21 protein-coding genes are annotated in these 25,410 nt (G+C 55.4%); 9 read left to right on the forward strand and 12 right to left on the reverse strand.

Annotation, left to right across the window (positions count from 1 at the left end):
- Positions 1-78 precede the first annotated feature (78 nt).
- The 4 genes from CA54_RS15185 to CA54_RS15200 all read left to right on the forward strand — a co-directional run bounded on the left by CA54_RS15185 (position 79) and on the right by CA54_RS15200 (position 3,494).
- Entirely contained in the window at positions 79-1,182 is a 1,104-nt protein-coding gene (locus CA54_RS15185; RefSeq protein WP_146371659.1) for a glucose 1-dehydrogenase, read from the forward strand.
- Between the two features lie 140 nt (positions 1,183-1,322).
- On the forward strand, positions 1,323-1,691 hold the full coding sequence (locus CA54_RS15190) for a hypothetical protein (protein ID WP_146371661.1): 369 nt from the start codon (positions 1,323-1,325) through the stop codon (positions 1,689-1,691).
- 78 nt (positions 1,692-1,769) lie between these two features.
- On the forward strand, positions 1,770-3,038 hold the full coding sequence (locus CA54_RS15195) for a hypothetical protein (RefSeq protein ID WP_146371663.1): 1,269 nt from the start codon (positions 1,770-1,772) through the stop codon (positions 3,036-3,038).
- Positions 3,039-3,236: 198 nt separating this feature from the next.
- Positions 3,237-3,494, forward strand: coding sequence for an SHOCT domain-containing protein (locus CA54_RS15200; RefSeq protein ID WP_146371665.1), 258 nt, complete (start codon positions 3,237-3,239; stop codon positions 3,492-3,494).
- A gap of 31 nt (positions 3,495-3,525) precedes the next feature.
- Here the strand turns inward: CA54_RS15200 and CA54_RS15205 are convergent, their stop codons facing one another.
- A complete protein-coding gene (locus tag CA54_RS15205) occupies positions 3,526-3,891 on the reverse strand; it encodes a DNA polymerase ligase N-terminal domain-containing protein (RefSeq protein WP_146371667.1) in 366 nt (121 codons plus the stop codon).
- 193 nt (positions 3,892-4,084) lie between these two features.
- Between CA54_RS15205 and glnA the strand changes: the two genes are divergently transcribed.
- Together glnA and CA54_RS15215 are read left to right on the forward strand one after the other, a co-directional pair.
- Entirely contained in the window at positions 4,085-5,497 is a 1,413-nt protein-coding gene (gene glnA / locus CA54_RS15210) for a type I glutamate--ammonia ligase (RefSeq protein WP_145378855.1), read from the forward strand.
- A gap of 57 nt (positions 5,498-5,554) precedes the next feature.
- Complete coding sequence (locus CA54_RS15215) at positions 5,555-6,304, forward strand: TrmH family RNA methyltransferase (protein WP_146371669.1); 750 nt, start codon at positions 5,555-5,557, stop codon at positions 6,302-6,304.
- 14 nt (positions 6,305-6,318) lie between these two features.
- Here the strand turns inward: CA54_RS15215 and ruvC are convergent, their stop codons facing one another.
- The 9 genes from ruvC to CA54_RS15255 form a co-directional block, all read right to left on the reverse strand.
- On the reverse strand, positions 6,319-6,855 hold the full coding sequence (ruvC, locus tag CA54_RS15220; protein WP_145378853.1) for a crossover junction endodeoxyribonuclease RuvC: 537 nt from the start codon (positions 6,853-6,855) through the stop codon (positions 6,319-6,321).
- Positions 6,856-6,968: 113 nt separating this feature from the next.
- Positions 6,969-8,522, reverse strand: a complete 1,554-nt coding sequence (cysS, locus tag CA54_RS15225) for a cysteine--tRNA ligase (RefSeq protein WP_146371671.1) — start codon at positions 8,520-8,522, stop codon at positions 6,969-6,971.
- 164 nt (positions 8,523-8,686) lie between these two features.
- A complete protein-coding gene (ispF, locus tag CA54_RS15230) occupies positions 8,687-9,181 on the reverse strand; it encodes a 2-C-methyl-D-erythritol 2,4-cyclodiphosphate synthase (RefSeq protein ID WP_146371673.1) in 495 nt (164 codons plus the stop codon).
- A gap of 154 nt (positions 9,182-9,335) precedes the next feature.
- Positions 9,336-10,526: a pyridoxal phosphate-dependent aminotransferase gene (locus CA54_RS15235; protein ID WP_197532481.1), complete on the reverse strand. Its 1,191-nt coding sequence runs from the start codon at positions 10,524-10,526 to the stop codon at positions 9,336-9,338.
- Between the two features lie 434 nt (positions 10,527-10,960).
- Positions 10,961-11,464 (reverse strand): hypothetical protein, encoded by a 504-nt coding sequence (locus CA54_RS15240; protein WP_146371676.1) that lies wholly within the window; start codon positions 11,462-11,464, stop codon positions 10,961-10,963.
- 162 nt (positions 11,465-11,626) lie between these two features.
- The gene (locus CA54_RS15245; protein WP_146371677.1) at positions 11,627-13,174 is read right to left on the reverse strand and encodes a hypothetical protein; all 1,548 of its coding nucleotides are present in this window, start codon (positions 13,172-13,174) and stop codon (positions 11,627-11,629) included.
- Between the two features lie 154 nt (positions 13,175-13,328).
- Positions 13,329-14,105 carry a tetratricopeptide repeat protein gene (locus CA54_RS29840; protein WP_231963074.1) on the reverse strand — a complete coding sequence of 259 codons (777 nt, stop codon included), beginning with the start codon at positions 14,103-14,105 and terminating at the stop codon, positions 13,329-13,331.
- A 158-nt stretch (positions 14,106-14,263) separates the two neighbouring features.
- Positions 14,264-15,100, reverse strand: a complete 837-nt coding sequence (locus CA54_RS29845; protein ID WP_231963075.1) for a hypothetical protein — start codon at positions 15,098-15,100, stop codon at positions 14,264-14,266.
- Between the two features lie 328 nt (positions 15,101-15,428).
- A complete protein-coding gene (locus CA54_RS15255) occupies positions 15,429-16,346 on the reverse strand; it encodes a YybH family protein (protein WP_146371679.1) in 918 nt (305 codons plus the stop codon).
- A 526-nt stretch (positions 16,347-16,872) separates the two neighbouring features.
- On the opposite strand from CA54_RS15255, the gene CA54_RS15260 reads away from it, so the two are divergent.
- Positions 16,873-18,681, forward strand: coding sequence for a M3 family oligoendopeptidase (locus CA54_RS15260; RefSeq protein ID WP_146371681.1), 1,809 nt, complete (start codon positions 16,873-16,875; stop codon positions 18,679-18,681).
- Positions 18,682-18,771: 90 nt separating this feature from the next.
- Positions 18,772-19,524, forward strand: a complete 753-nt coding sequence (locus CA54_RS15265) for an alpha/beta hydrolase-fold protein (RefSeq protein ID WP_146371683.1) — start codon at positions 18,772-18,774, stop codon at positions 19,522-19,524.
- A 12-nt stretch (positions 19,525-19,536) separates the two neighbouring features.
- On the opposite strand, the gene CA54_RS15270 is transcribed toward CA54_RS15265, so the two are convergent.
- Both CA54_RS15270 and CA54_RS15275 read right to left on the reverse strand, forming a co-directional pair.
- Entirely contained in the window at positions 19,537-22,737 is a 3,201-nt protein-coding gene (locus tag CA54_RS15270) for an LptA/OstA family protein (RefSeq protein WP_146371684.1), read from the reverse strand.
- Between the two features lie 48 nt (positions 22,738-22,785).
- Positions 22,786-23,814: a KpsF/GutQ family sugar-phosphate isomerase gene (locus tag CA54_RS15275; protein WP_146371686.1), complete on the reverse strand. Its 1,029-nt coding sequence runs from the start codon at positions 23,812-23,814 to the stop codon at positions 22,786-22,788.
- 449 nt (positions 23,815-24,263) lie between these two features.
- Between CA54_RS15275 and ppk2 the strand changes: the two genes are divergently transcribed.
- A complete protein-coding gene (gene ppk2 / locus CA54_RS15280) occupies positions 24,264-25,151 on the forward strand; it encodes a polyphosphate kinase 2 (RefSeq protein ID WP_146371688.1) in 888 nt (295 codons plus the stop codon).
- Positions 25,152-25,410: the final 259 nt, after the last annotated feature.

The following is a 25,410-nucleotide window of genomic DNA, read 5'->3' on the forward strand; positions in this document are numbered from 1 at the left end:
AGCCACCTCCCTGGCGGTGGCATTCCACAGCTATTTATCTGGCCACCGGCCACTAACCACTGCTTCTAATGGAAACCAATGAAAGCCATCGCCGTACGTCCTGGTCAAGCCAATAGTGTTCACATGGCCGAGTTGCCCAAGCCTGCTGTCGCGGATGTACCCGACGGGCGGGGGGTGTTAGTCCGTGTACTGAAAATTGGCGTTGATGCCACCGACCGAGAAATCAATGACGCCCTGTATGGTGCCTCGCCGCCAGGGTACGACTTTTTGGTTCTCGGACACGAATCGTTCGGCATCGTCGAAGAAGTCGGCCCAGCCGTCAAACATGTGCAGCCGGGCGATTATGTGACCTGCACCGTGCGGCGTCCCGGTGGCTCGATCTTCGATCAAATCGGCCGTAGCGACATCACCAGTGAAGAGGTCTACTACGAGCGGGGGATTAACCTGCTGCACGGCTATCTGACCGAATACTTCGTCGACGACGCGGAATTCATTGTCCGCGTGCCGGTCGGGCTTAAGCACCTGCACGTACTGGCCGAACCGATGAGTTGCGCCGCTAAGGCGGTCGAGCAGGCGTTCGAAGCGCAAAAGCGATTGCAGGTCTGGAAGCCGGAGCGAGCATTCGTTACCGGTGCCGGGCAAATCGGCCTGTTGGCCACATTGATCCTGCGACTGCGAGGCATGGAAGTCTACACAATCGCCCGCAGCGGCAAGCCCAGCCTAAAAGCCGAAATCGCCGAAGCCTACGGCGCAACCTACGTCAGCACCCGCGAGACATCGCTCAAGGAGTTGGTCGAACAGGTCGGCAAGCCGGACTTAATCATCGAAGCCACCGGCAGCAGCCAAGTCGCCTTTGAAGCAATGGAAGTCCTGGGCCACAACGGCGCGATCGTCTGGACCAGCATCACCGGTGGCCAACGCAACATCCAAATCCCCTCAGACCACGTGAACCTCAACTGGGTATTGGGCAACAAGCTACTGTTGGGCTCAGTGAACGCCAACTACCGCCACTTCGAATCAGGCATCGCCGACATGGCCCTAGGCGAAGTCACCTACCCCGGCGTCACCGAGCGAATTCTAACCAACCCGGTCGACGGTTTGGAGAACTACGCCGAAATGATGCGGTTGTTGGTGGAAGAGAAATCAGCGCTGAAGGTGTACGTCAACGTCGCCGAAGGCTAACGGGCCCCCCAGCCCCCGGCTCCGCCGGGGGGCCGCACCCATACGCCAAACAACCGAAGAGGCGTAGGTCAGGCAGCCGCCTGACGCGGTGCACATTGGAAGTCCAACGTCAGTTTCGTCACGCAGCCGCCTGACCTACGATGTTGAAAACGCCCGCCGACAAAATTACCCGTGATCTCCGCACGAAATTTCGCTACAGTCTGTTGAGCGAACAGCAACGTCTTCGCTCCGCGTTCACACAAGGTAAAAAACTGGGATTGGGGTTTCGCATGGATATCTTCTTCTTCCTGCTGGTGGTATTGGCGATTTTCTTCTACGAATGGTTCCGGCGGTTCATCACGTTGATGCTCTTGCCCGACGACTGCTTTCCGGGACGATACGACAAACTCATTTGGGGACTCGCGTTCATATTTCTGTTTTTTGTGACCCCGATTACGTTTAATTATTGGCAGAAGGCGTACCTGCAAGTGAAATCAAATGAGACGGATGCCGCGCGTCAAACGGCTTAGATGCAGCCGCATTCTACGGGGGCGCTGATTTGATTTGTGATGTATTGAATCTTTCATCAGCAGCGGGAGGCGCTTCCCATGCAAGTTCGTAATCCATGCTTGATCGTTTTGGTGGGAGTCTCGTTTTGCATCGGTTGCAACGAAGCACCGGAGAAACCAGCAGATAGCCAACAGTCCGCACCAGCACCTCCCGTAGCACAAAAAGAGACACCGCCAGCAAAGACCGAATCGCCACAAAAACGGGGCTGGGTATCACTCTCGGCAACATCGCAAGGCGTTGAAACGATCTCCGCCCTACCAGTTGCTGTTCCACACCGATTTTGGTCTAAAATTGATCCAGACCAGGGAATTGAGTGGTCGGAACAGAATCTACGATTGTTCCGCCGCACATTCTCGATGGACCAAACGACGTTCCTGCTGGGGGAACCGATCTTGGTACGATTCCAGATTGAATTTTCCGGCGACGGTGAATGGGAAATCGACGATTGGTTTTATGTCAATAATCGCGACGAAACGTTCATCATCCTCATGCGCGACGAGCACGGCAATTGGCTGCCCGATCGTTTCGATCTCATCCGTCGGTTGGGCGGAGGGCATGGTCCGGACGGTGTTTTTTCGTCGCAGGTCCCGGAAATTCACTATCTACCGGTTCAACAATATTGTGCAGTCACAGAGCCTGGACAATATGAAATCTTCTGTATGAAACAAAGCATGCACGTCGGCTGGGACAATCAATACCCGCCCTCGCCGCTCGCAAAAAAGATGCCTCCGGACGTCCTGAAAGAACTCAAACAGCGAAACTATGGCGGCGCCAATTCAGTCACGGATTTCGCCAAGTTCAAGATCCACATCAAGCAATGGTCGCCCGACGAATATACGCGCATGATTCAAAAATGGACCGACCTTGCTGCGGCGGGCGAGGATTCAACCCACGAAAATCATCGTGACCAGAAGCCGGCGATTCGCCGGGCGTGGCGATACTCCCTGCAAAATGATTTTCTGCCGCAAATGCAGGAATGGAATAGACAATACACGATTTACGAAGGGCACCCGTTTCAGCGGTTTTATATCTGGGAGGCAGCCGATGCTTGGAGGTCAGACCCGACAACGCGCGCCGAAGCGGCCGAATTTATTCCCCAATTCATTGAGGACTTGACGGCTGAATCGGACATCGCGCGGTCGACCGCAGAGTTCCATTTGCGCGCTTGGACGAAACAATCTTTCGGACACGACTGGCAAGGCCATCGCCCCGATCGGCCAACGTCCCAGGAAGGTGAACAGATGCAGGTCGCTTGGAAAGAGTGGTGGGAGAAAAACCGAGATAGTTTCGTCAAACAGGTCCCGTAAATCAGGCAGCCGCCTGACGAGAGTTGCTATCAACACCCAATGCACACCAGCAAACGTGCTGCCGACAAGCTCCGCTCATTGAGATAAGCGGTCGCTATTCGCCTTGACCGGTTTTGACCGCCCGGTTAAATTCCCGCCCCTCTCCTCGCTCTTACTCCAAATTGCGCCTCACCTTTCTCAATGCTGCGGAGTCGATCCATGCGTCCTGCCTTGCTGTGCGGAGCGTTGTTGATGTTGAATTTGCTGATCGGTTGCTTGGCCTTAACGATCGGTGAAAAGACGACTGTCGTTCCCTCGGTCGGCGAGCAATTGACGCATCTCAAAGCGGCCTTTGACTCCGGGGCGCTGACCGATGCGGAATATACGTCGCAAAAAATGGCTCTGCTCAACAAGTCCACCGAGCTGAACGAATCGCCGACCCAACTGGCGACGTTCGAAACCGAATCGGCCGAGTAGTTTGTCGCGGCCATCTGTTGCAATCCACAGCTCACGAGGCGGACGTCAAAGCGAACGTCCAGTCGTCCTCATCCGCTTCCCGCGATAACACCGCTGTACCGGTCAATCGCTCGCCCTCTAAGCGGATTTCGATTCGCAGGTCCGTATCGGAGACTAATTCGTACGTACCACTGTCCCACCGGGTGACGGTTCCCCGGTTACCACTGACCTCGCCTTCGTAGCCTAGGTATACTTTTCGGTGGTCCGCGAGCGGCTCCGCGACGACTGCGCCGGGTTGATCGGGCGGGTGGGAGAGCCGGAAAGTGCGCAGTGATGCCTGTTTTTCGAGCATGAGGTCCCAGTGAAATTCGGGCCAATCATGCACGAGTACTGCAAATTTTGCCTTAAAATTAGGCATTTTTGGGTTTTGACTCCAATTTTTTCGTCAAAGGGCGCGTGTTTCGCTCTAGTTCGGGTATTCTGGTGGGCTATTGTCTGGCCGTGCCAGAGGCCACAGGCAGGATTGGGACATCCCCCACAATGATGTCGCCGCCTTAGATTTCGACTTGCGATCATACATGTTGACGTAACTGACTGTCAGGAAAAATTCCATGACCCCACGTGAAGTTCTCGCGCTCTGCCGCGAACGGGAAATCAAAGCTGTCGATCTACGGTTCATGGATTTTCCAGGAATGCAAAAGCACTTTACCGTGCCGATGCAAGCGCTCACGGAGGAAAGCTTCGAGGATGGATTCGGTTTCGACGGTTCCTCTATCCGCGGCTGGAAGGCGATCAACGAAGCAGACATGCTGCTGATCCCCGTACCGGAATCGGCGATGGTCGATCCGTTCATGCAAAGCACGTTGGCACTGTATTGTAACATTCATGATCCCGTCACCGGCGAAGAATACGCTAAGGACCCCCGCAATGTCGCTCGCAAAGCTGAAAACTACATGAAGTCGACCGGTCTGGCCGACGCTGCTTTTTTCGGTATTGAAGCGGAGTTCTTTTTGTTCGACGGCGTGCGATTCGAGCAAAACGAACACGAAGGCTATTATCACATCGACAGTAGCGAAGGCCAATGGAATCGCGGCCGCGAAGGGGCAGCGGGCAATGCGGGCTATAGTATCCGCTACAAAGAAGGTTATTTTCCCGTCCCGCCGGCCGATACGCTGCAGGACATCCGCACCGAGATGATGCTGACTTTGATGGATTGTGGCGTCGAAGTCGAGTCGCAACATCACGAAGTCGCTTCCGGTGGCCAGTGCGAAATCGACATGAAATATCAGCCGCTGGTCAATATGGCGGACAACCTGCTGCTGTATAAATACGTCGTCAAAAATGTGGCAGCGCGGCACGGCAAGACAGCGACCTTCATGCCCAAACCGATTTGGAATGACAACGGATCGGGCATGCACATCCACCTCTCATTATGGAAAAACGACGAACCGCTCTTCGCCGGCAGCGGCTATGCGGGGTTGAGCCCCGTGGCGATGTATGCCATGGGTGGGATTTTGAAACATGCTCCGGCATTGTTGGCCTTTTGTTCTCCGACGACCAACAGCTACAAGCGGCTGGTGCCGGGGTTTGAGGCACCGGTGAATCTGGCCTATAGCAGTCAAAACCGTTCCGCAGCGATCCGCATTCCTGTTTATAGCCCCAGTCCGGCCAAAAAGCGTTTTGAATTCCGTTGCCCCGATCCCTCCTCCAACGGATATCTGGCGGTTTCAGCCATGTTGATGGCGGCCTTGGACGGTATCCAAAACAAAATCGATCCCGGCCCGCCGTTGGACAAGGATATCTACGACATGCAGGCCGATGAGTTGGAGACGGTCGCCAAGACGCCGCGCTCTTTAGAAGAGTCATTGAATGCCTTGCGGGATGACCACGAATTCCTGTTGCGCGGCGACGTGTTCACTGAGGATGTTATTGATACGTGGATTTGGTACAAAACAGAACATGAAGTGGAGGCGCTCCGTGCCCGACCACATCCATTTGAATTCGCCATGTACTACGACGTGTGAACAGAAGCAGTTGGCCGACGGGCGGACTGTGTTTGCCCTGCGGGAACGAATGTCACCATGCCCAAAGCCGCCAATGGCCGCACGCGCGATGCGGTTCGCGACTTGCCGATTTTGGCCAGCCCCGTCCCTGAACATCCACTCGATGCGCAGATGACCGCTGCACGGGTTGCGCGATATCGCCAAGTGCTGTTGCGACGGACCGGACGAATCGCAGTCGTCGTTGAGGACTGCCACGATCCGCACAATGCCACAGCTGTCACGCGAACCTGCGACGCGTTTGGCATCAACCGGCTGCATGTCATTGTGGGTGAGACGCCCTATCGAGTGAATCGACGCGTCAGCGGTGGTTCGCATCATCATGTCAACATCCGTACGCACGTCGATATCGAAGAGGCGTATGCGGAGTTGCGCCGCGATGGATTCAAAATTGCGGTCAGCGGGCTTTCAGACGATGCGTTAGCGGGACCGCAACATCTATTGCCCGTATTAAAGTCGCAACCGTTGGCACTGGTGTTCGGCAACGAACATACCGGAGCCAGTGAGTTCGCCGATTCGCAGGCGGACATGCGTTTTTTGATCCCCATGGTCGGATTCGCACAAAGCCTCAATGTCTCGGTCTCCGCGGCGATTACGCTCTATACGCTGCGGCAAGAAGCATTAACAAACGCCACTGAAGGGGATTTGAGCGACGAACAACAGCGACAGTTGTACGACGAATGGGTGCGACGCTATCGCGGGGAAGCGGGCGAGAAATACCTGCGCCGCCTGGGGCGCGGCGACGAGCCGTTGGATGTTTATCACCCATAACGTCCGCTGGAGACTCACGTCAGTGCGTTGATGTTTGTGATGCGGCTACTGTAGTAATGGCACAGCGCCACAGCCGAGGCATCGGCCACATCGTTGGGTTCGGGAATCGCCTCCAGACGCAACTCATTTTTGATGGCGTGCTGCATCTGTTCCTTCGAGGCCCGTCCGCTGCCGGTGAGTAGACGTTTGATCTGTGTCGGCGTGTAGTGCACGACCTGCATGTTCCGCTCTGCGGCCGCCAATAAAATCGCACCGCGCGCGTGAGCCATCAACAACGCCGGTTTGGGATATTTGCCGGTGGAGAAAATCTGCTCGATCGCCATGCAACCAGGCTGAAACTCATCAAGCACTTCTTGAAGGCCAACACTCAACTCGTGCACGCGTTTGTGCAGCGAGTTCTCGACTGTCGAGGAAATCACCCCTCCTTCAAGCAAGCGGGGTTCGCGACGCCCACGTTCCAGCACCGCATAACCCGTGCGATGCAGTCCAGGATCAATCCCCACATACCGCTCGCCCAGTTGCGGAATCGTATGAGTCGGAACACCATCCATAGTGGAATCCTTAGTTAGCGCGACCGCGAGTTCGTTACCTCAAGATATCGCTGCGGCAAAAGAAACACGCTCCCTGTTTCCGGCCACTGGCCACCGACCACTGGCCACTCCTTCTACGACCGACTCCATTGCACACCGTCCGGCCGGTCCTCAACAACAACGTTCAGTGCCGCCAAGCTGTCGCGAATTTTGTCAGCAACACCCCAGTTTTTGGTTTCACGTGCTTCGCCGCGGATGTCGAGGATCAAGTCCATTAAGGCGGCCGCGAATTCGTCGTCCGCGCCACCACCTATTTTTTCCAGCGGTTTGATAAATACGCCGAGCAGGTTGGCCAATTCCTTGAGCAGGGTCAAGGCTGTGGTCAGTGTGGCGATTGACTCCTCATTCGCACCGCCGTCGGCCAGTTTGTTGGCATTGATATAGCCGTTGATTGCTTTGCGCATTTCAAACAACGTGCCGATGGCGCCGCCTGTGTTGAAATCATCATCCATCGCATCCAAAAACCGGCGACGCAGATGCTCAAGTTCTTCGAACAACTCGGGGGGACCCCCTTTCAGGGGCGTGGTCGATTCCCGTTTCGACGGAGCTTGGATGTCGTAGAAGCTTTGTCCGCTGATTCGCTCGTAGGCTTCAAACAACCGATAGAAACTGTCGAGACCTTTGCCGGTTTCGGCAATCCGTTCATCGCCGAAATCAATCGGGCTGCGGTAGTGCGTTGCCAAGAGAAAGAAGCGGACCGTTTCGGGTTGGTGTACGGCGAACAATTCCTTCACCGAAGCAGCCCCTTTGGACCCGGCGAGTTTGTTGGCTTCTTGCGCTGCTTGATCGGTGGCATCGCCGTGCCGGTCGTGTCCGCCGCCGACCTTTCCCGGAGCACCGCTGGCTTGCATCAGACCGTTGTGCAGCCAATAACGGGCAAAGGGTTTTCCGGTGCAACTTTCCGATTGGGCCAATTCGTTTTCGTGGTGCGGGAACATCAAGTCCAAGCCGCCACCATGAATATCGAGCGTTTCGCCCAAATATTTCATGCTCATCGCCGAGCATTCGATATGCCACCCCGGTCGTCCCGGTCCCCAGGGGCTGTCCCAGGCGGGTTCGCCCGGCTTCGATTTTTTCCACAAGGCAAAGTCGGCGGGATTGCGTTTGCGATCGTTGGCTTCGACGCGGGTGCCGGCCATCATTTCTTGGACGTTGCGGCGGCTGAGCTTGCCGTAATCTTCATCCGCATCGACCGAGAAATAGACATCCCCTTCCAGCGGGTAGGCAGCATCTTTTTCAATCAAGCTCGAGATGATGTCCAACATCTCCTGAATATGCTCCGTCGCATGCGGAAACAGATCGACCGATTCGACGCCCATCGTATTCAGGTTGTCGTAGTAGTCTTGTGTCATTTCTTTGGCGAGAGCTTCGACGGTCGTGCCGTTTTCATTCGCCCGCACGATCAACTTATCGTCAACGTCGGTGATGTTGATCACAAAGGTGACCTTGTAATCGACGTAGGTCAAATAGCGTTTGACTGTGTCGAAAATCACCGGCCCGACCATGTGCCCGATGTGCGCCGGTTTATAGACCGTCGGCCCACACAAATACATGCCCACCTTGCCGGGCACGACGGTTTGGAAATCTTCTTTTTGACGAGTCAACGTATTGTAAACGCGCAGTGTCATAGGTCTTCCGTGTCGTGTCGTTTTAAGGAATAGGATGCTGAATATTACTATTGTCTCAGTGACATTGGGAGAGTTAAAAAAACTAAGGCTCGCTCTGAACGACGGCAAGCCGTCGGTTTGGGACTTTTCAGTTCCCCGCCCGCGAATCTGTGTTCAATCTGTGGCTAAGAATTCTCCCGCCACAACAAAACCACCGCCGTCGCATCCATCGATTCGCCGCGGCCGATCGGCCCTACGTGTTCGCCGGTTTTGGCTTTCACGTTGACGATCGATTCATCAATGCCCAACAGTTCGGCCAAACGTCGACGGATTTGTGGTTTGTGGGGTGCGAGCTTAGGTTGTTGGGCGTGAATCGTGCAATCTAAGTTCATGAGTTGCCAACGCTCGGCACGGACCTTTTCCCAGGTCCGCTTTAATAACTCCGCTGAATCAATTCCGGCAAACTGGGCATCCGTGTTGGGAAATTCTTCGCCGATGTCGCCCATACCGGCTGCTCCCAGCAGGGCATCGATGATCGCGTGCAGTAACACATCGGCGTCGCTGTGTCCGGCCAGTCCGTGATCGAATTCGACCGACACACCACCGAGCACCAATGGGCGTCCCATTTCCAGTCGGTGCGTATCGTGACCCATCCCCACACGGAGATCTGGCGGATTCATGGAGAGTCATTTCTTGCGAAAACGGTTATGATTTCAGCGGCAGATAAACCGCGCAACCCCGGCGGAGTATACCGGTTGCGCATCATAGCGGGCGGGCCGGATCAGGGCAACGTGACCTGCCTGACGCCGGCCGTTCCAAATGACCGCTCTGCGATTAGGCCGACAAAAACGCCTCGAGCCGATCAAAGCCCGCCTTGAGCGTCTCCAAATCGGTCGCAAACGACAACCGGACGTATCCCGGGGCACCAAAGGCATCGCCCGTCACCAGGGCGACGTGCGCTTCTTCCAACAACGCGGTACAGAAATCGCTGGCATTGTCGACCACTTTACCGCCGCCCAATGGCCGACCGAAATGTGCTGCGACATTAAAGAACGCGTAAAACGCGCCTCCCGGTTCGGCGAAGGTCACCTCTGGCAAGGCACGCAACCGCTCAAGCACATATTCCCGCCGCACGGCGAATTCTTTGCGCATCTCTTCCACACACTCTTGCGGACCATTCAAAGCTTCGATGGCAGCGTATTGGCTGATACTACAGGGATTCGAGGTTTCCTGGCTTTGTAGCTTGTCCATCGCTTTGATGACCTCTGCCGGGCCCATTGCCCAACCAATCCGCCAACCGGTCATCGCATAGGCTTTGCTCACACCGCTCACCACGACCGTTCGTTCCCGCATCCCTTCACGGAGTGTGGGCAGCGAGCGGAATTCGGAGCCTTCGTAGATCAGTTTTTCGTAAATCTCGTCGGACATCACCAGCACGTCACGTTCGACGGCCACTTGAGCGATAGCTTCCAAGGCCTCGACGGGATAGGCAGCGCCAGTTGGATTGCAGGGGTTGTTGAGCATCATCAGACGCGTCTTGTCGGTGATGGCGGACGCGAATTGATCAGCCGACATGCAAAATCCACTCTCCTCGGTGGTATCGACCATCACCGGTGTCGCGCCGGTCAGTTCGACCAGGGCGCTGTAGCTGACCCAGTAAGGGGTGGGGATGATGACCTCGTCGCCCGGTTCGCAGGTGGCGGTGAGCAGATTGTGGATCGAATGTTTGGCGCCGTTGGAAACCAAGACCTCGCTGGGCTGATACTGCAGACCGTGATCCCGTTCGTACGCGCTGCAGATCGCCTGCTTCAATTCGGCGATTCCCCCTGAGGGGGTGTAGTGCGTATGGCCCGCTTGCATGGCGGCGATGGCCGCGTCTTGTATGTGCTGCGGGGTGGTGAAGTCCGGTTCGCCTAACGTGAATTCATAAACCTTAACGCCCTTGTTTTTCAGCTCTTTGGCCTTTGCGGCCGCGGCGATCGTGGCGGATGGTTTCAGGGAGCGAATAGACGCGGAGATCTTCATGGCGATTCTGAACTTCGTTTTAAGATAGCGTGAAACACAAATCGAAGGCTCGCTGGAGCCCAGGGTCGATTGTTCTCGCCGGGTGTCGAGGCGTCAAGTGCCTTGGCCATCTCACGTGCCAAAATCCTAATTTTTCGCATCGGTGGGGGACACTAAAGTTAGCCGCCATCGAGTTACGTCAATCTCAAAGTTGCGCTACTTCGTTGGTTACGGGCAGCAGAAATTCAGCAACGGCTTACATGGCAAGAATTTCCGCTTGACGGATTTTTTGCAAGCTATTATAAGTGCGCGCAGATGGATCGGATTAAATGGCTGCAAAAGAAATAGTGTAAACATCGCACGCTTTGCGATGAAGTGTTTTAACCGTCGCTTCTCTTTGTATTGGGCGCCCAAGAGAAGCACCTCTAAGACAGCCGGTGCCTTCTTTTTCAAGTCTAGGAGCCACGGAATATGGCAACACGTACAGCTGCGAAGAAATCAAAGTCCCCCGCAAAACCGGCCGCCGCACGCAAGACCGCAACCCGGTCGACAAAGGCCAAGACCGGCGCAGCTAAGACAACCGCCAAACGGGCGACAGCTGCAAAGTCGACCAAAGCCAAAACAGGAGCTGCAAAATCCACGAAGGCCAAACCGGCCAAGGCCAAACGGGCCACAGCTGCCAAATCGACCAAAGCCAAAACCGCAACAGCAAAGCGGACCACCGCTGCCAAGTCGACGAAGGCTAAGACCGGCGCTGCAAAGACCACGAAGGCCAAACCAGCGACGGCTAAACGAGCCACCGCTGCCAAGTCGACGAAAGCCAAAGCCGGCGCCAAAACCACGGCACGTAAAACGGCGACTCGTTCGACGAAAGCCAAGGCTGGTGCCAAGACCACTACACGCAAGACGGCCACACGTTCGACCAAAGCCAAACCGGCTGCGGCCAAGAAACGGGCCACTCGCACACGCAAGGCTGCTAAGTAATTAGTCGTTGCCGATCGGTGACGATCGCAAGCGTGACAAACAAAAAACAGGCTGGACCACCATGGGTCCAGCCTGTTTGCATTGATGAGTAGTAGAAGCAGCGCGTTTCATGTCGCGCAACTTTCAGGACGGTCGGTTCAAAACTGAACCATGTATTTGTCCGTCATTTTCAGCCGTAGTTTGGCCATCTCTTCTGCGATGGCATCCAGCGTATTGAAGGTGGCAGTGGCCGCTTTGGACCGTTGCTCGACGCTGATCATCCGCTTCTGCGTGCCACGTCGCGCGCGGCCGGCTGCTTCGGCATTGGCATTGTACAGGCCACCTCCACGGGAATACCCATAACTCGAGCCGCCCCAACCGCCCCAGCCACCGCTCCAGCGTGAACCGCCATAGAATGCACCGTACGAACCGCCGCGGCTAAGGTTCACGCTGGTTTGTTGCAGCACCTTGCGGGACGACGTTCCTCGGAGCGTACCAGCAGTCTGCCGGAGGGTAATAGCAACATTGAGCGCGAAATCAACCAATTCCGGATCGACACCCAAGGTGGGAAGGGCTTCCAGGTCGTCAGCCCGCTCGCGGAACCAGCGAGCGTACATTGTCGCAACGGCTCCTCGGTAGTCTCCAACCTTGGCCACGATATCCTCAATGTCACGATAGTAATTGAGGGCCATTCTCGCCTGTTTGCTCGCTTCATCCTCGGGTTCTTTACCGCCGGGATACTCCCCTTTTCCATGCATTTTGGCCTGGAACCGCGTGTCGACCATCGCAAACATGCGGTCGATTGTTTGGCGGGTCAGTTTGCCTTGCAGCATCCATGTCTTGCCCGACGCACTTGCGTTCCATTCTCGGAACTCATCGGTGTGAATACCCATGTCAGCTAACAGGTCGATCATCAGATCCTTGTAATCTTTGAGCGGACCGGCCGGTTTGTCGAAATCCATCCGTAAGATCGCCGCGGCATTTTTCGAAATCTGCACGTCTAAAGACAAACCCTGGACGCTGGCAATAATCTCAGAAATTTCTTCAACTTGGCCTTGGTGTTTTTCAAAGGCTTCATGGTCGGCGATATGCACGCGGACGTTCGCCGGCGTCGTAACGTCCCGCAGTTCCAATGCCATAACAATCGGCGTACGGTCGGTGACCCGGTTTAGAGCATCCTGGAGATATTCGCTGAGCGCATAGGATTTTTTGGCCCGCAACCAACGAGCCACTTTTTGCCGGTTGGCCGGATTCAAGATCGCCCCTTGTTTTTCCCCGATGCGAACGACATACGACTCGCCTCCAGTTTCCACTGCGGGAATGCCTTCGATGTTGTCGACGTTGGACTCAAGTTCGTCGGCCAAATTCTCCATGTTCGGCGCGGTATCTGTTTCAATCAGTGTGATCTCCCACGTCGACTCAAGGTGCATCGGCTGAACCAGCGCGCCCATCAGGACCTGTTTCCAATGCGGACCCGTCCTCCCCGCTTGTTCGCGGACCGCTTGCCGCTGTTCCTTCCACTTTTCTGCTATGGCCATTTCCGTGGCCTCCAGCGCTTCGACATCAATCGCGATCAGCGAGTTCGTTTCGGCCGGCAGATAGGTTGAAAGTTTTTTGAGTTGTGCTTCGGCTCGGCTGGTCGTGCAAACCAACGTCGCGACAACAATGGCCGCCAAAGGGATTCGGTGGTGAGATTTCATTATCATAGTAGACGATCCTCAAGTGCTGGGAGAATTCCGGGTTGAATAACCAGTGGAGAGCAAAATTCATGCTACCGTGGGCGGACCCCGAACGCAAATGATGACTAGCTCGCGCCAACATCATTTTCGCTGAAACTGCTGCCGAATCGCACTGATTGGACTATTTTTTGAAATTCAACCCCGGATCGTTGGGGGCTCCGCCCGTCATGCGAAAGTTGAATCCCTCAGGTCCGTCCCACGACATATCGCCGACCATTGCTCCGCCTCCGTCACTGGGAACGAGAGTCAATATCCCGTTGCCTGCGGTGTAAGTACCGGAAAACTTGTCGGTTTTGCCCTGGCTGGTGTAGACCCAGGTGAACTTGCCATCTTTGGCAAGGTCCAAGTCAAATCGATCGTCGCCACGCGCTGCCTGCCATTTGCCGTCGACCGTTGCGCCTTCCGGCTGGGGTTTGCTGGGGGGCGGCTCGACTTCGGCAGGAGGATCTTCTCCATCGCTGCCTTCGGTCATGCCGGCCAACAATTGGGCCGACAATTGGTCATCCGGGTTCAACTCAACGACCTTTTTGAGTTCTTTTACCGCGGCTTCGTTGTGACCGCAGGTTATGTACTCATAGGCCAATAAGAATCGCACATTGGCCGAATCGGGATGGGAGTTGCGATATTCCTCCAGCTTCCGCAGTTGCGCGGTATAGGTTGCCGGATCGGCGTACAGGCCACTCAACGTGGTCCAATCCCATCCCGGCCCTGCGGAGAGCACGGCATAAATTACACCGGCCGCTTGGTCGTAATCCCCCATCGCGAACAAAATCAATCCGCGGAATTCATGCAAGACCGCGTCGTTGGGCATTTCCTTCAGCGACGAATTGACGAGTTGCAAAGCCCGTTCGTAGTCCATTTGCTTAAAGGCTTCACGGGCTTGATCAAATTCATCCATCGCCGGATCGGGAGCCGATTCCGCTGGGATTTCACCATATTCATCAGGGGCAGCAACCTCGATCGGTTGCGAGTAGTTATAAACGACAGAAGTGCTGGGAGAACTGACATAATACGGATTGCTATACGGAACATATCCCCAGTTATAGATCGCACTGCCTAGACCGTAAGCGGCGAAACCCCATGCAACCGGATATGCACGCCAGCCGTATCCCCGGTGTCCGTTCCAGTACCCATGATGCCAGTTATTGTAACGGTTATTGTGGTAGTTCCATCGTGCTCCCCCATAACCTGGACGGTTCCCATAACCCGGGCGATTACCGTACCCCGGGCGATTGCCGTACCCTGGCCGGTTACCTGGCCGGTTACCGGGTCGGTTGCCTGGTCGGTTGCCTGGTCGGTTTCCATCGCCGGGGCGGTTGCCCGGTCGATTACCGTTGCCGGGTCGGTTGCCTGGTCGGTTTCCATCGCCGGGACGGTTACCCGGTCGATTCCCGTTGCCTGGGCGATTGCCATTGCCGGGTCGGTTGCCATTGCCAGGGCGGTTGCCGTTGCCGGGGCGGTTGCCCGGGCGATCACCGATACCTGGGCGCCCTCCTCCAGGACGATTTCCGTTGCCGGGGCGGTTGCCACCGGGACGGTTACCATTTCCGATGCCCGGGCGGTTTCCACCGGGACGGTTGCCATTTCCAGTACCGGGGCGACTGCCACCTGGGCGGTTCCCACTTCCAATACCGGGGCGGCTTCCACCAGGACGCGTGCTGGGACGTGAACCTCCGGGACGTGAACCACCGGGACGTGAACCACCGGGACGTGAACCACCGGGACGTGAACCACCGGGACGTGTACTGGGACGTGAACCACCGGGACGCGTGCTGGGACGTGAACCACCGGGACGTGAACTGGGGCGTGAGCTCGGTCTTGAACTGGGACGGCTGAAGGATCCGCTCCGATTGGCACCGCCGCTACGCGATCCACCACCAGGACGTGCACCACCGGCACGTCCTCCACCGGCACGTCCTCCACCAGAACGTCCTCCACCAGAACGTCCTCCACCAGAACGTCCTCCACCAGAACGAGCACCGCCACCGCGTCCGCCTCCACCCCGTCCGCCGCCACGTCCACCGCGGCCGAAGGCGTCACCGCTCATCAGCAGGGGGACCAGGATGATGACCATGGTGATCGAGATGTATTTTTTCATCGAACCTTCTCCTCAAACGGAAAACTCGCATAGAAGCGGATTGTGAGTCGCCTCAACGGCGAGATGGAAATTCAGGTATTGCGAGAAGCAATGGGCGTATTTGTGATTCGTTAATCTATCAGTCTAATGAGGTGGTGGCGCCTGGCGGACAATCGTGATTTCTTCAATGTTCGGCGAGACTTCGCCGCCGAGAATACGATCCACCGATTGCCACGTATACGTATTGCCATCAATGAATGTAAAAACATTCGTTGCCGAAGCGGTTTGTCCGTCATTGATGATGCCGGTCATCTTGATGATCCAGCGGTCGCCGTCGTTTGTCCAAAATCCTTGAGCAAATCCACCAGCGTTGTCGAAGGTCCAGGAACGGATCTGCTTTGCCTCGGGATCCCAACCAATGCGGGTCGTCCCCTCCAGCTCATTTCGTCCAGCCATACGAACTTTGAATGAACGCAATAGAAAATTTTTATTCTTCGACCAGCGGCAAGAAGTGACGACCAACGAATCGCTCCCTTCATCGACCCATTCGCCGACCATCCACTCAAGTTCCTTCAATCGATGATAGTTCGAGTGTTGCAGAGCTGCGATTTCACGCACATGGGCAATTTGCCAACCTTCGCCGGTGTTGACGTGTAGCACGGCGTAACCGCTTTGAATCGGCTCTTCCCCCTCTTTGCGGGTCACCCATGTTGTTCCTTTTTCGATAGCCACCCCTTTGCCGAGAAAACGAATCGACTCGATGGTCGTTTCAATTTTCAAACCGGGCGACTGCTTAAACGTTTCTGTGAAATCTTCGAGAATCGCCTCGCGGCCGGCGATTACACTGCCGTCCTGCGAGAGGTATTCCGCATTCTCGGTGAACTGTGCAGCGATAGTGGCTGCGTCGCCCGCATTGAACGCCTTTGTGAATTTTTCGGCTGACTGTTGGATGGCTGCTTGATTCTCTTGCGGTTGTGACGGTTCGTCCGCAACAGATGTGAGACAGCATGCGGAAAACCCCGCCGCTGCCAGAACCAAGGCCGGGAACAGGTATTTAGACATAATGATCCGATCCTTTTCTTTAGATGTAGTGTCCACCTCTCGCGTTCTCGCAGATTTATTGCGGAATCGCGGGATTTCAAGCGTTGTTGCAACGGCTCACATGCGTCATACGGGTTAGGAGACTCGGTACGCAAACGAATTTGAAAGATGTTCGCGCCGCGATGTATCAACCGATCGCATTAGGAATTGATGGAATTGACGTATTCCACGGAACGGAGATCGCTTCGCTGCCGTGCGAATTCGCATCTCGAAGATTACTCCGCAGGCCGGCTTTTTTGCCACGCCCGGTCTGGATTCCCCCCCTAGCAGTTGGGATTGTAGTGGTCTGGATCCACAAACCACAATCGTTGCAATGCCCTCGGCTGCATTTTTCCGGTTATTGGTGGCCTGCGATACTTATTCCGTTTGCTCTTCTCACTGGGGGAGTCACTGATTTTACGCAGACGCTTTAGCCGCACGCCGCCGCACATTACACTCAGAGGCGATGCCGACTGAACGTAGTTTCCTAATACTTTGCGGAAGCCCCATGATGACCGATCAATATCCGCTGAACTGGGATCTTGACGTATTATACCCAGAACCTTCCACCGCTGAGTTTACCGCTGTCTTCGATGCCTTTCGCGCCGACGTGCAAAAAGTCGCCGATGAATCAGACCAACTCCCCGCAGTGAGCGGGGCAGCGGAGGGAGTCGCGGTTTGGGTAGAGTTCTTTCAGAATTTCGAAGACATCTCCAGCCGTGCCCATGAGTTGCAGTCATTCATCGGCTGTCATTGCGCGGCTGATGCGGAGAACAAATGCTATCAGCAGTTCGAAGCCTCGCTGTCAGCATTAACGCCATATCAACAACGTATGGCAACGAATCTCGAGTTTGCGCTGAAGGATGCCACGGATGCTGAATTCGAAGCGTTCTTAGCAGCGGCCCCTCAGTTGGCCGACAGCGCGTTCTTTTTTGGCGAATCTCGCCGGCATGCAGCTTTGCGGTTGCCCAAGCCACAGGAAACGCTCTTTGCCGATTTGTCGGTCGACGGTCTCCATGCCTGGGGGCGGATGTATGATAGGATTTCGGGCGAATTGCGCGTGGAGGTCATGCACAAAGGGAACGTCGTCCGGAAATCGCCGGGGCAGATTCGCCTCGACGCGCCGCTCCGCGAAGTGCGCGAAAACAATTTCTATGCAGCGACCAAGGCCTGGGACTCTATCGCCGGCAGCTGCGCCGACGCCTTGAATCACATCGCCGGAACCCGCTTGACGCTCTACGACCATCTCGGCTTGGAAGACCATTTGGTCGTGCCGCTGCACGAAAATCGCATGCAGCGCGAAACGCTGGATGCCATGTGGTCGGCCATCGATGCGCGCAAAGAGGTTTTGGTGACCTATCTGCAAAAAAAGGCCGCCGCGTTGGGTTTGAGTAAACCGGCCTGGTACGACCTGTCTACGGCCTATCCCACGAATGTGACGGCTAAGGACGTCACGTATGATGCGGCTGTTCAGAAAATCGTGGAGACGTTCGCACGCTTCAGTCCCGATTTGGGGGAATTCGCCGAACTGGCCTGCGCCGGAGGATGGATTGAGGCAGAGGATCGTGGCGGCAAACGGCAAGGAGGATTTTGTACCGGATTCGAGCGACACAAACAATCGCGAATTTTTATGACGTTCACCAACTCCGAGGACGCGCTCTCTACGTTGGCTCACGAACTCGGACATGCCTATCACAGTTGGGTTCTGAAGGATCAGCCGGTGATGCTGCAGGACTATCCCATGAATCTGGCTGAAACCGCATCGACGTTCGCCGAAGCGATTGTCGCCGAGCAGCGTTTAGCGGGGACCGACAGTCGCGATGAAAAAATTGCGATCCTCGATTCCATGCTGGGTGATGCCGTGGCGTTTCTGATGAATATCCATGCGCGATTCCAGTTCGAAAACGAGTTGCACGTCCAACGCAAGCAGGGAGAACTTTCGCCGGAGCAACTCAACGATCTGATGCAGTCCGCCCAACGTAAAGCGTATTGTGATGCCCTGGCCGAAGAGGGTTGGAACCCGAATTTTTGGGCCTCCAAACTGCATTTCTACATCAGCGAATTGCCGTTTTATAATTTTCCCTATACGTTCGGATATTTGTTGTCGTTGGGCGTATACAAGCTGTCGCAGGATTCGGGCGGGGACTTCCCCAAACAATACCGAGAATTCCTCATGGCCACCGGTTGCATGTCGGCGGAAGACGCAGTCCGGTCGACCTTTGGCTACGATTTGACGCAACCCGATTTCTGGAACAAGAGCCTGGATGTCGTTGAACAACGCGCGCAACAATTCTTGGACTTGATCGCCGCGACTTAAGTTGCCGCCGCAATCACAATCCATAGAGCTCTGCTACTCCGCCGCAGAGCATTTCTCATTTTGCTTCGATCCTTCCCACATAAAAAAATCATGAGCGAATCCCTCGGAACCTGGAAACAAGTCGAAGTCGCCAACAAAGCGGTCGATGTCTACGAGCCGTCGCAACCGTCGGAACACAATTATGTCGTGTTGCATCTGCATGGACACGGTGGGCGGACGTTGCGGAACAATGCGGTCTATACAGCAGAATTTGAAAAATACGGACTCCGCGCCGTCTGCCCGCATGGGAAACGCTCGTGGTGGGGCAAACGCATCTGCACTGAGTTTGACGCGCAGATCTCGCCGGTTGAGTATATTCGCCAGCACCTGATGCCCTATATCAATGAACAGTTCGGGGCGGAGCCGCCGGCAATCGCGGTGAGTGGAGTGAGCATGGGCGGGCAGGGGGCGTTGCGACTGGCGTACTGGTACCCGCAGGAGTTTCCCGTGGTCGCCGCGTTAGCGCCGGCAGTCGATTTTCAAAATTGGCTCGGGCAGGGGATTCCGCTAGACGAAATGTATGAGTCGGCGCTCGATGCTCGTCAAGACACGGTGACATTGCAGATCCATCCGCTGAATTGGCCGCCGCAACAATTCATTGCTTGCGACCCGCGCGACGCGGACTGTTTCGAGGGCACCGACCGCTTAATCAGCAAGCTCTCCTCGTCGGGCATCCTTTATGAAAAGGACCTGACTACCTCTGCTGGGGGGCACAGTTGGGAGTACTTTAACCACATTGCGCCGGCAACGGTGGAGTTCTTATTCCGGCGGCTGGAACGAGAACGTTTGAAGTTTCGCGACTAACCGGCCTACCGGTCAGTACCCTCCACCTAGCGAGGCTCCGTTGATGATCCGAGCCTCTCCCGTCAACTCATTGACGATGACTTGCTGCCCTTGGTAATGAAAATCGCGTTTTCCCTGAAAGCGTTCTCGCACCCAAACCTCCGCGAATCCATGTTTGGGGGCAGTTCGCAGCGTGTATTGTTCGCTGGAACCATCATAGGTGACCTCGTCGGCCCGTCCCCAATATTTTTGTCCGTCCAGTCGGGCATTGCCGGTGGCCAACAGAGTGATGTAGGGCTTGGACGATTGATCCGCGGCAGCCAATCTCCGCAATCGCAACGTATCGGACGCTAGCATGCCCCCCATCTCCGGCAAGTCATCGGGATCGATCACTTGCGTGGGGCGTTTGACAGGCCCATAAACCACGACGACGTCATCGTGGAATTTCGTCATGGCCGAGCTATTGGAATCGCTGAAACTGGAGACGTTGCCGTCCATGTGGCCACGGAAGGTGATTTTTGTGTATTTCCATTCCTGCACGTCACCCGAACGGACGGAGCGGTTCGAGGATGCTGAAATTCCCGGCCCCAGCGCCCCTCCCTTGCCGTTGTCCCGCCGCCAAGATTCCATCCAACCGCCGCCCGAACTGGTCATTTCTCCGGTCACCTGATTCATCGCCAGTTCAAAAATTTCACCGCGATGGGTTCCGACGAGCAAGTTCCCCTCGAATTGTTTGCTATTCATCTGGACGCCATCGCGGCAGATGACTTTACGAATTTCTGCCACCTGTCGCGGATCACCATCCCGCTCAATCAGCGAAATGCGATTGGTGAGTTCAACGTCCATCTGCCCGCACGTCAGTTCACTGTCCTCAAGCACGATCCGCACGTTGTCATAAAACCGTGCATGTAACCCGTCGAACGTCATGCGTTCCTTCCACCACACGGTGAGCAATTCCGGCGTTTTCAATTCTTGGCCATCCAGCCGGTTTGAGACCGGTCGCTGCATCAGCCCCGCTCCCCCGACCTGAATACGATTCTCACGTCGATTGGTGAAGATCTCCATTCCTTCGACGTGCATGCCTTTATCACGCAGGTGAGCACGCATTTCCGGCGTGTGATCGTCCGCAGGTGTGCCTTCGATCCAAATCTTCTGATGATCGTTGGTCATATCTTCGTTATGGATCGTCATTTTGTGACAATCGATGGTCAGCGGCTCATCACCGTTTTTGTGCTCCTGGATAATGGACACATGCCCGACAGTACGCAATTCAGAGACATGGTGCTCCTCGCCTTCGCGGATAACGCGAATTTGAATCCGGTCGGCATCGATACTATAGGGTTCTTGTTTGCTGACAGGCGGTCGGCGTTGTTGTTGCGGAGCAGCGGCCTTGTCAGGACTGGCTTGAGCGTCGAGCGCGTCGGCGGAGATTTCATCTTCTGTGGAGGCCAATGCTTGACCGCGACCGTGGTTCGTCAAACGGCGAGGCGGCTGCGATGCCTTGCTGGCCGCCGTGGTCTGACGAATTGGCCCGCGCTGCCTGTTTTGTGGACGCTGATAATTCAACTTGACGAGCCGTTCTCGTGCCGCGGGTGTAGTCAACGCGGTCTCGTCGACTCGAGGGATCTTACCTTCCTCGAACCAGACCTCTAGCTTTTTGGTACTGCCGGACATTTCCGGATCTCTGGCAGCAAAGACCACATTGGTGCGCGCCATGAGTCGCTGGATTTTTATATTTCGACTTGAACCGAATGCATCCTCGTCGACCCGCGCTGTTTTCGCTGTGCGCGGAGTCTCGTCTTCTTCCAACCAAATTCTAATGAGTTCCCCTTCAATCCCCATTTTATTCGCCTGAAGCAAGCGGGCGCCTTCTTGGAACTCCAGAATATCTTGGTTCGATTTCGGATCGGGCCGTTTCCAAATCTGCTTCTGCCACTCGGCACGATAAGCAACTTGGTGCGTGTCAGGGTCACTGGACGTCATAAAGCCCACACCCCGGCCCAGGATGGAGATGATTTCGTTGTTCTCGTCTTGGTTGATCGTCAATTCCGGACAGTAGAAATCGTTGTTTTTCTGACGAACGTGGACCCGATGACCGTCCTTCATGACGATTTGTTTTTCGTCGCCGTCGTAAGTCAATTCCTGCATCGTCGCATTCACGTTATTGTGTTGGGACTTCAGTAAGACACGCTTGCCTGTCGCTAAGAGCCGACTGAACTCCCGCTTTGAGGATTTCTTTTTGCGCGGTGGAGACGCATCCGATTCCTCGGCAGGCTGTTGAACGATTTTTTTGGCTTCGCGGAAAACGATATGCAGCATATCGCTATCCAAGGTATCGTTGCCCTCCAGTGTACGGCGAATGACTTTGACAACTTCGCTAAAAGAGACCGTGTTCGATATCATGTCAAACACAAACGGACCGTCGCTGTTAATTTGCACCCGCTCGTCCGGTTGCCCCGGGCGGTTGCCCTCTTTGAGCAAATGCATTTCGACATGGTCACGCAAGCGGATCGTATGGATTCCTGCGATTGCCGGTTTATCACGGCTGTCCGTCTTGTTATCGGGAATCAGCTTCAGCTCCAACCCGTGGCCGGTCCCGCGATGACCGTCGTATTCAAAGACGACCTTGTCGTCGCTCCACGCTAATGGTGACGCATCACCCGCATTGGCGAATTGTGGATTCAGTGGAGGATTTTCTTGAAAGAAAAAGTTGCGCCCCCGTGCCCACAAGCCTTGGGGCCCGCGGATTTCGTACACGCCTTTCAACGCCCCGCCAACAATCCGTCCCGGATTGTAATTCGTCGATTCAAAACCTTTTTCGAATTGCAGCACGGCCGAACGGCTCACCAGTGTATAGGGTGGCTCGCTCGGGTCGTCTTCGTTGATGACGACCATCGCAAATGGAGTGAATTCAATTTCCCCTTTGGTGCCATTCGTACCAGGACCGTTCGAAGGCGCTTCAGGTTTTCGTTCCCATTTCTCAGTAAAGATAAACCGGTTGCCGTCATGGAATTGATACAGCGCATCCCAGGCCCATTTTGAATTTGGCAGATGCTTGGTCGAAATCTCATTCCGTTGCCCGCGTTTGCCAGGTTGATCAACTTTTGCCTTCACTTGCTTTTTAACGACCGGCATCTCCCGCTGCACCATCGGCGTGACGCACAGCGCATACAACCCATATGCGCCGCACAAGCAGCCGGTGGCCAAAATGGTGATCGCCAGACGTTTAAACAAAGCAGTTCCTAAATGATTCGTTAAGGGGTGTTCGTGCGAATGAAACCGTCAGGCGGGGCGGGCGGCGACATCCGGCAGCAAACCGATGACGTCCGTAATGTCGATGAGTCCCACCGGGCAACCCTCAGGATCGACGACCGGCAATTCACTGATGCGTCGCTGCGAGAGTATCGCAAGCGCATCAGTCAGCATGGCATCAGCAGTAATCGTAACCGGTCGCCGCGTCATGACGTTGCTGATCGGTTGATCAAGTTGTTCGTCGGCGCGTTGTTCTAACAGCCGCGCCAAATCGCTATCCGTAAAAATTCCCGTCAAGCCGCCGTCGGCATCGACCAACATCACCGCACCGGTGCGGCGTTCTGGACGACTAAGACCGACCAACACGTCGCGAATCGATCGCGTCTCGTTGGAAATCCGCAAATCTGTACCGTGTCGCATGGTTTCCGCGACTGTTTTAAGCCGGTTGCCCAAACTTCCGCCTGGATGAAACCGGGCGAAATCTTGGGGGGTGAATCCTCGTTCTTCGCTAAGCACAATCGCCAGCGCGTCGCCCACGGCCAACATGGCCGTTGTGCTATTCGTCGGGGCAAGTTTTAGTTGCCCCGCTTCGCCCACAGGTCCTAACGACAACGTAATATCGGACGCCGCAGCCAAGGTACTAGTTTCTCGCCCGGTAATGGCAATCAAGTGGGTTGGCATTGATTTCAGATGGTGAATCAACTGGCAGATTTCATCCGTTTCGCCGCTGTTGGACAAAGCTAAGACGACATCGCCACCATGCAAGCACCCCAGGTCGCCGTGTACCGCTTCGGCGGGATGCAAAAACTGTGCGGGTGTGCCGGTCGACGACAACGTGGCGGCAATCTTCTGCCCGATCCACCCCGCCTTGCCCATGCCGGTCACCACGACGCGACCGGTGCATGCCAATATCGTCTCGACCGCGTGCGAAAACTGAACCGACAAATTCTCAGCCACACAATTGAGCGCAGTAGCTTCCTCACGAATAATCTGTTTTCCCGCGCGAAGCCGCGCCACCTCGACGGTGGGGATGACTAATGCGGGTTGTAACGCGCTCATGCGGGTCGTCCTTGACCAAAAATGAGAGCAAGCCCAGCGTGGGATGGCTTGGCATGGGATAGTTGAGACGGGGCGGGAGTATATCGGTCGCACGGAAACCGGTCAATGTGGTCTTGCTGGCGGTCCTGTCTTGTAACACCTGTCTGTGAAAGAGGTTGTAGCACGCGTATGTTCGTCGGTCCTCACAAGTTGTCCGATCATGCGCTATCTCAATTTCGCGGCGGCGTCTCAAAACTTCCCACCGGTCCTAACGATTTTTCCGCACAGGAAATAAACGAGCCGTTGTGTCGGTCCCAGGCGGCACGATTTCAGAGACGCGTGCATTGATACTGACTCGCTGTCGCTACAATTTTTGATTCGACTTTCCGCCCGTACGTATGCCTATAATGGAACTGACACCACTCTCTTTTTTTGTCATCTCTCAACGCTTCAGCAATCGGTGAATCTCCATGGCGACCAAACCATCTCAATCCGAATTTCAAGAGGAAAACGGCGCGCCCCGTCTTGAAGAAAAAATCCCGCATCCTCAGTCGGCCGATGGTCCCTATCCCTACGACAAAAAATTAAAAGCCAAAAAATACGACAAGTTGCTGCTGGCACTGCAGATCGAATTAATGAAGGTCCAAAAATGGGTGCTGGACGCCAATCAAAAGATCGCCATCGTGTTTGAGGGCCGGGATGCTGCCGGGAAAGGGGGCACAATCAAGCGGTTCTTGCAACACCTCAATCCTCGCTTGGCTCGCGTTGTCGCTCTCCCGAAACCAACCGAAGCCCAGTTGGGGCAATGGTACTTTCAACGTTACGTGGCACACCTTCCCACCCGCGGAGAGATCGCGTTTTTCGATCGTTCCTGGTACAACCGCGCGGGGGTCGAACCGGTGATGGGGTATTGCACTCCCGAAGACTACCAACGCTTCATCCACCAGGCGCCGGAATTCGAAGCGGCACAAATTGCCAGCGGATTGCACCTCTTCAAATTCTGGTTCGACGTCAGCCGCAAAGAACAACGCCGCCGCATTGAATCCCGCCAGGAGGATCCGCTCAAGCATTGGAAGCTCAGCCCGATGGATTATGAAGCGATGCAGCGTTGGGACGATTACACCAAAGCCCGCGACGGCATGTTTCTATTCACCGACACCCACCATGCCCCCTGGACGATCATCCGCTCCGACGACAAACGCCGCGCCCGCATCGGCGCCATGCAGGAGTTTTTGAACCGGCTGCCTTATCCTGACAAAAACGAATCAATCGCCGTAGCACCCGACCCGCTCATCGTCGGCCCCGTCTCAACCATGCTACCGCTGGAAGGCCGTTTCATGTTCGCTGAACAGAAGTGAAGAGTAGACGTGAGGATTGAGGAGACAGGCGTGAGGGAATGTAGGGTGCGCCGCGACGCACCTTTCTTTGCAGGACGATAGATTGTCCCCACGAACCAATTCGCCGCACACCTGTTGCTGAAATGGATTTAGCGACAGAGCTTGAGTGATCGTTCCCCGTTTGTCTCTTGTTCACTATCTGGATTGCGTTTACCGTGCGCGATTGGGAGAACACACCTTTCTTGTGCGAGAAAGGTGCGTCACGACGCATGCTACAAAA

Origin of the sequence: Symmachiella macrocystis, assembly GCF_007860075.1 — a bacterium.
In the GTDB taxonomy this organism is placed as follows: Bacteria; Planctomycetota; Planctomycetia; order Planctomycetales; family Planctomycetaceae; genus Symmachiella; species Symmachiella macrocystis.

Coding starts and splice junctions, on each gene's coding strand:
- CA54_RS15185 (WP_146371659.1), top strand. CDS start 79: ATGAAAGCCATCGCCGTACGTCCTGGTCAAGCCAATAGTGTTCACATG.
- CA54_RS15190 (WP_146371661.1), top strand. CDS start 1,323: ATGTTGAAAACGCCCGCCGACAAAATTACCCGTGATCTCCGCACGAAA.
- CA54_RS15195 (WP_146371663.1), top strand. CDS start 1,770: ATGCAAGTTCGTAATCCATGCTTGATCGTTTTGGTGGGAGTCTCGTTT.
- CA54_RS15200 (WP_146371665.1), top strand. CDS start 3,237: ATGCGTCCTGCCTTGCTGTGCGGAGCGTTGTTGATGTTGAATTTGCTG.
- CA54_RS15205 (WP_146371667.1), bottom strand. CDS start 3,891: ATGCCTAATTTTAAGGCAAAATTTGCAGTACTCGTGCATGATTGGCCC.
- glnA (WP_145378855.1), top strand. CDS start 4,085: ATGACCCCACGTGAAGTTCTCGCGCTCTGCCGCGAACGGGAAATCAAA.
- CA54_RS15215 (WP_146371669.1), top strand. CDS start 5,555: ATGCCCAAAGCCGCCAATGGCCGCACGCGCGATGCGGTTCGCGACTTG.
- ruvC (WP_145378853.1), bottom strand. CDS start 6,855: ATGGATGGTGTTCCGACTCATACGATTCCGCAACTGGGCGAGCGGTAT.
- cysS (WP_146371671.1), bottom strand. CDS start 8,522: ATGACACTGCGCGTTTACAATACGTTGACTCGTCAAAAAGAAGATTTC.
- ispF (WP_146371673.1), bottom strand. CDS start 9,181: ATGAATCCGCCAGATCTCCGTGTGGGGATGGGTCACGATACGCACCGA.
- CA54_RS15235 (WP_197532481.1), bottom strand. CDS start 10,526: ATGAAGATCTCCGCGTCTATTCGCTCCCTGAAACCATCCGCCACGATC.
- CA54_RS15245 (WP_146371677.1), bottom strand. CDS start 13,174: ATGATAATGAAATCTCACCACCGAATCCCTTTGGCGGCCATTGTTGTC.
- CA54_RS29840 (WP_231963074.1), bottom strand. CDS start 14,105: ATGGATGAATTTGATCAAGCCCGTGAAGCCTTTAAGCAAATGGACTAC.
- CA54_RS15255 (WP_146371679.1), bottom strand. CDS start 16,346: ATGTCTAAATACCTGTTCCCGGCCTTGGTTCTGGCAGCGGCGGGGTTT.
- CA54_RS15260 (WP_146371681.1), top strand. CDS start 16,873: ATGATGACCGATCAATATCCGCTGAACTGGGATCTTGACGTATTATAC.
- CA54_RS15265 (WP_146371683.1), top strand. CDS start 18,772: ATGAGCGAATCCCTCGGAACCTGGAAACAAGTCGAAGTCGCCAACAAA.
- CA54_RS15275 (WP_146371686.1), bottom strand. CDS start 23,814: ATGAGCGCGTTACAACCCGCATTAGTCATCCCCACCGTCGAGGTGGCG.
- ppk2 (WP_146371688.1), top strand. CDS start 24,264: ATGGCGACCAAACCATCTCAATCCGAATTTCAAGAGGAAAACGGCGCG.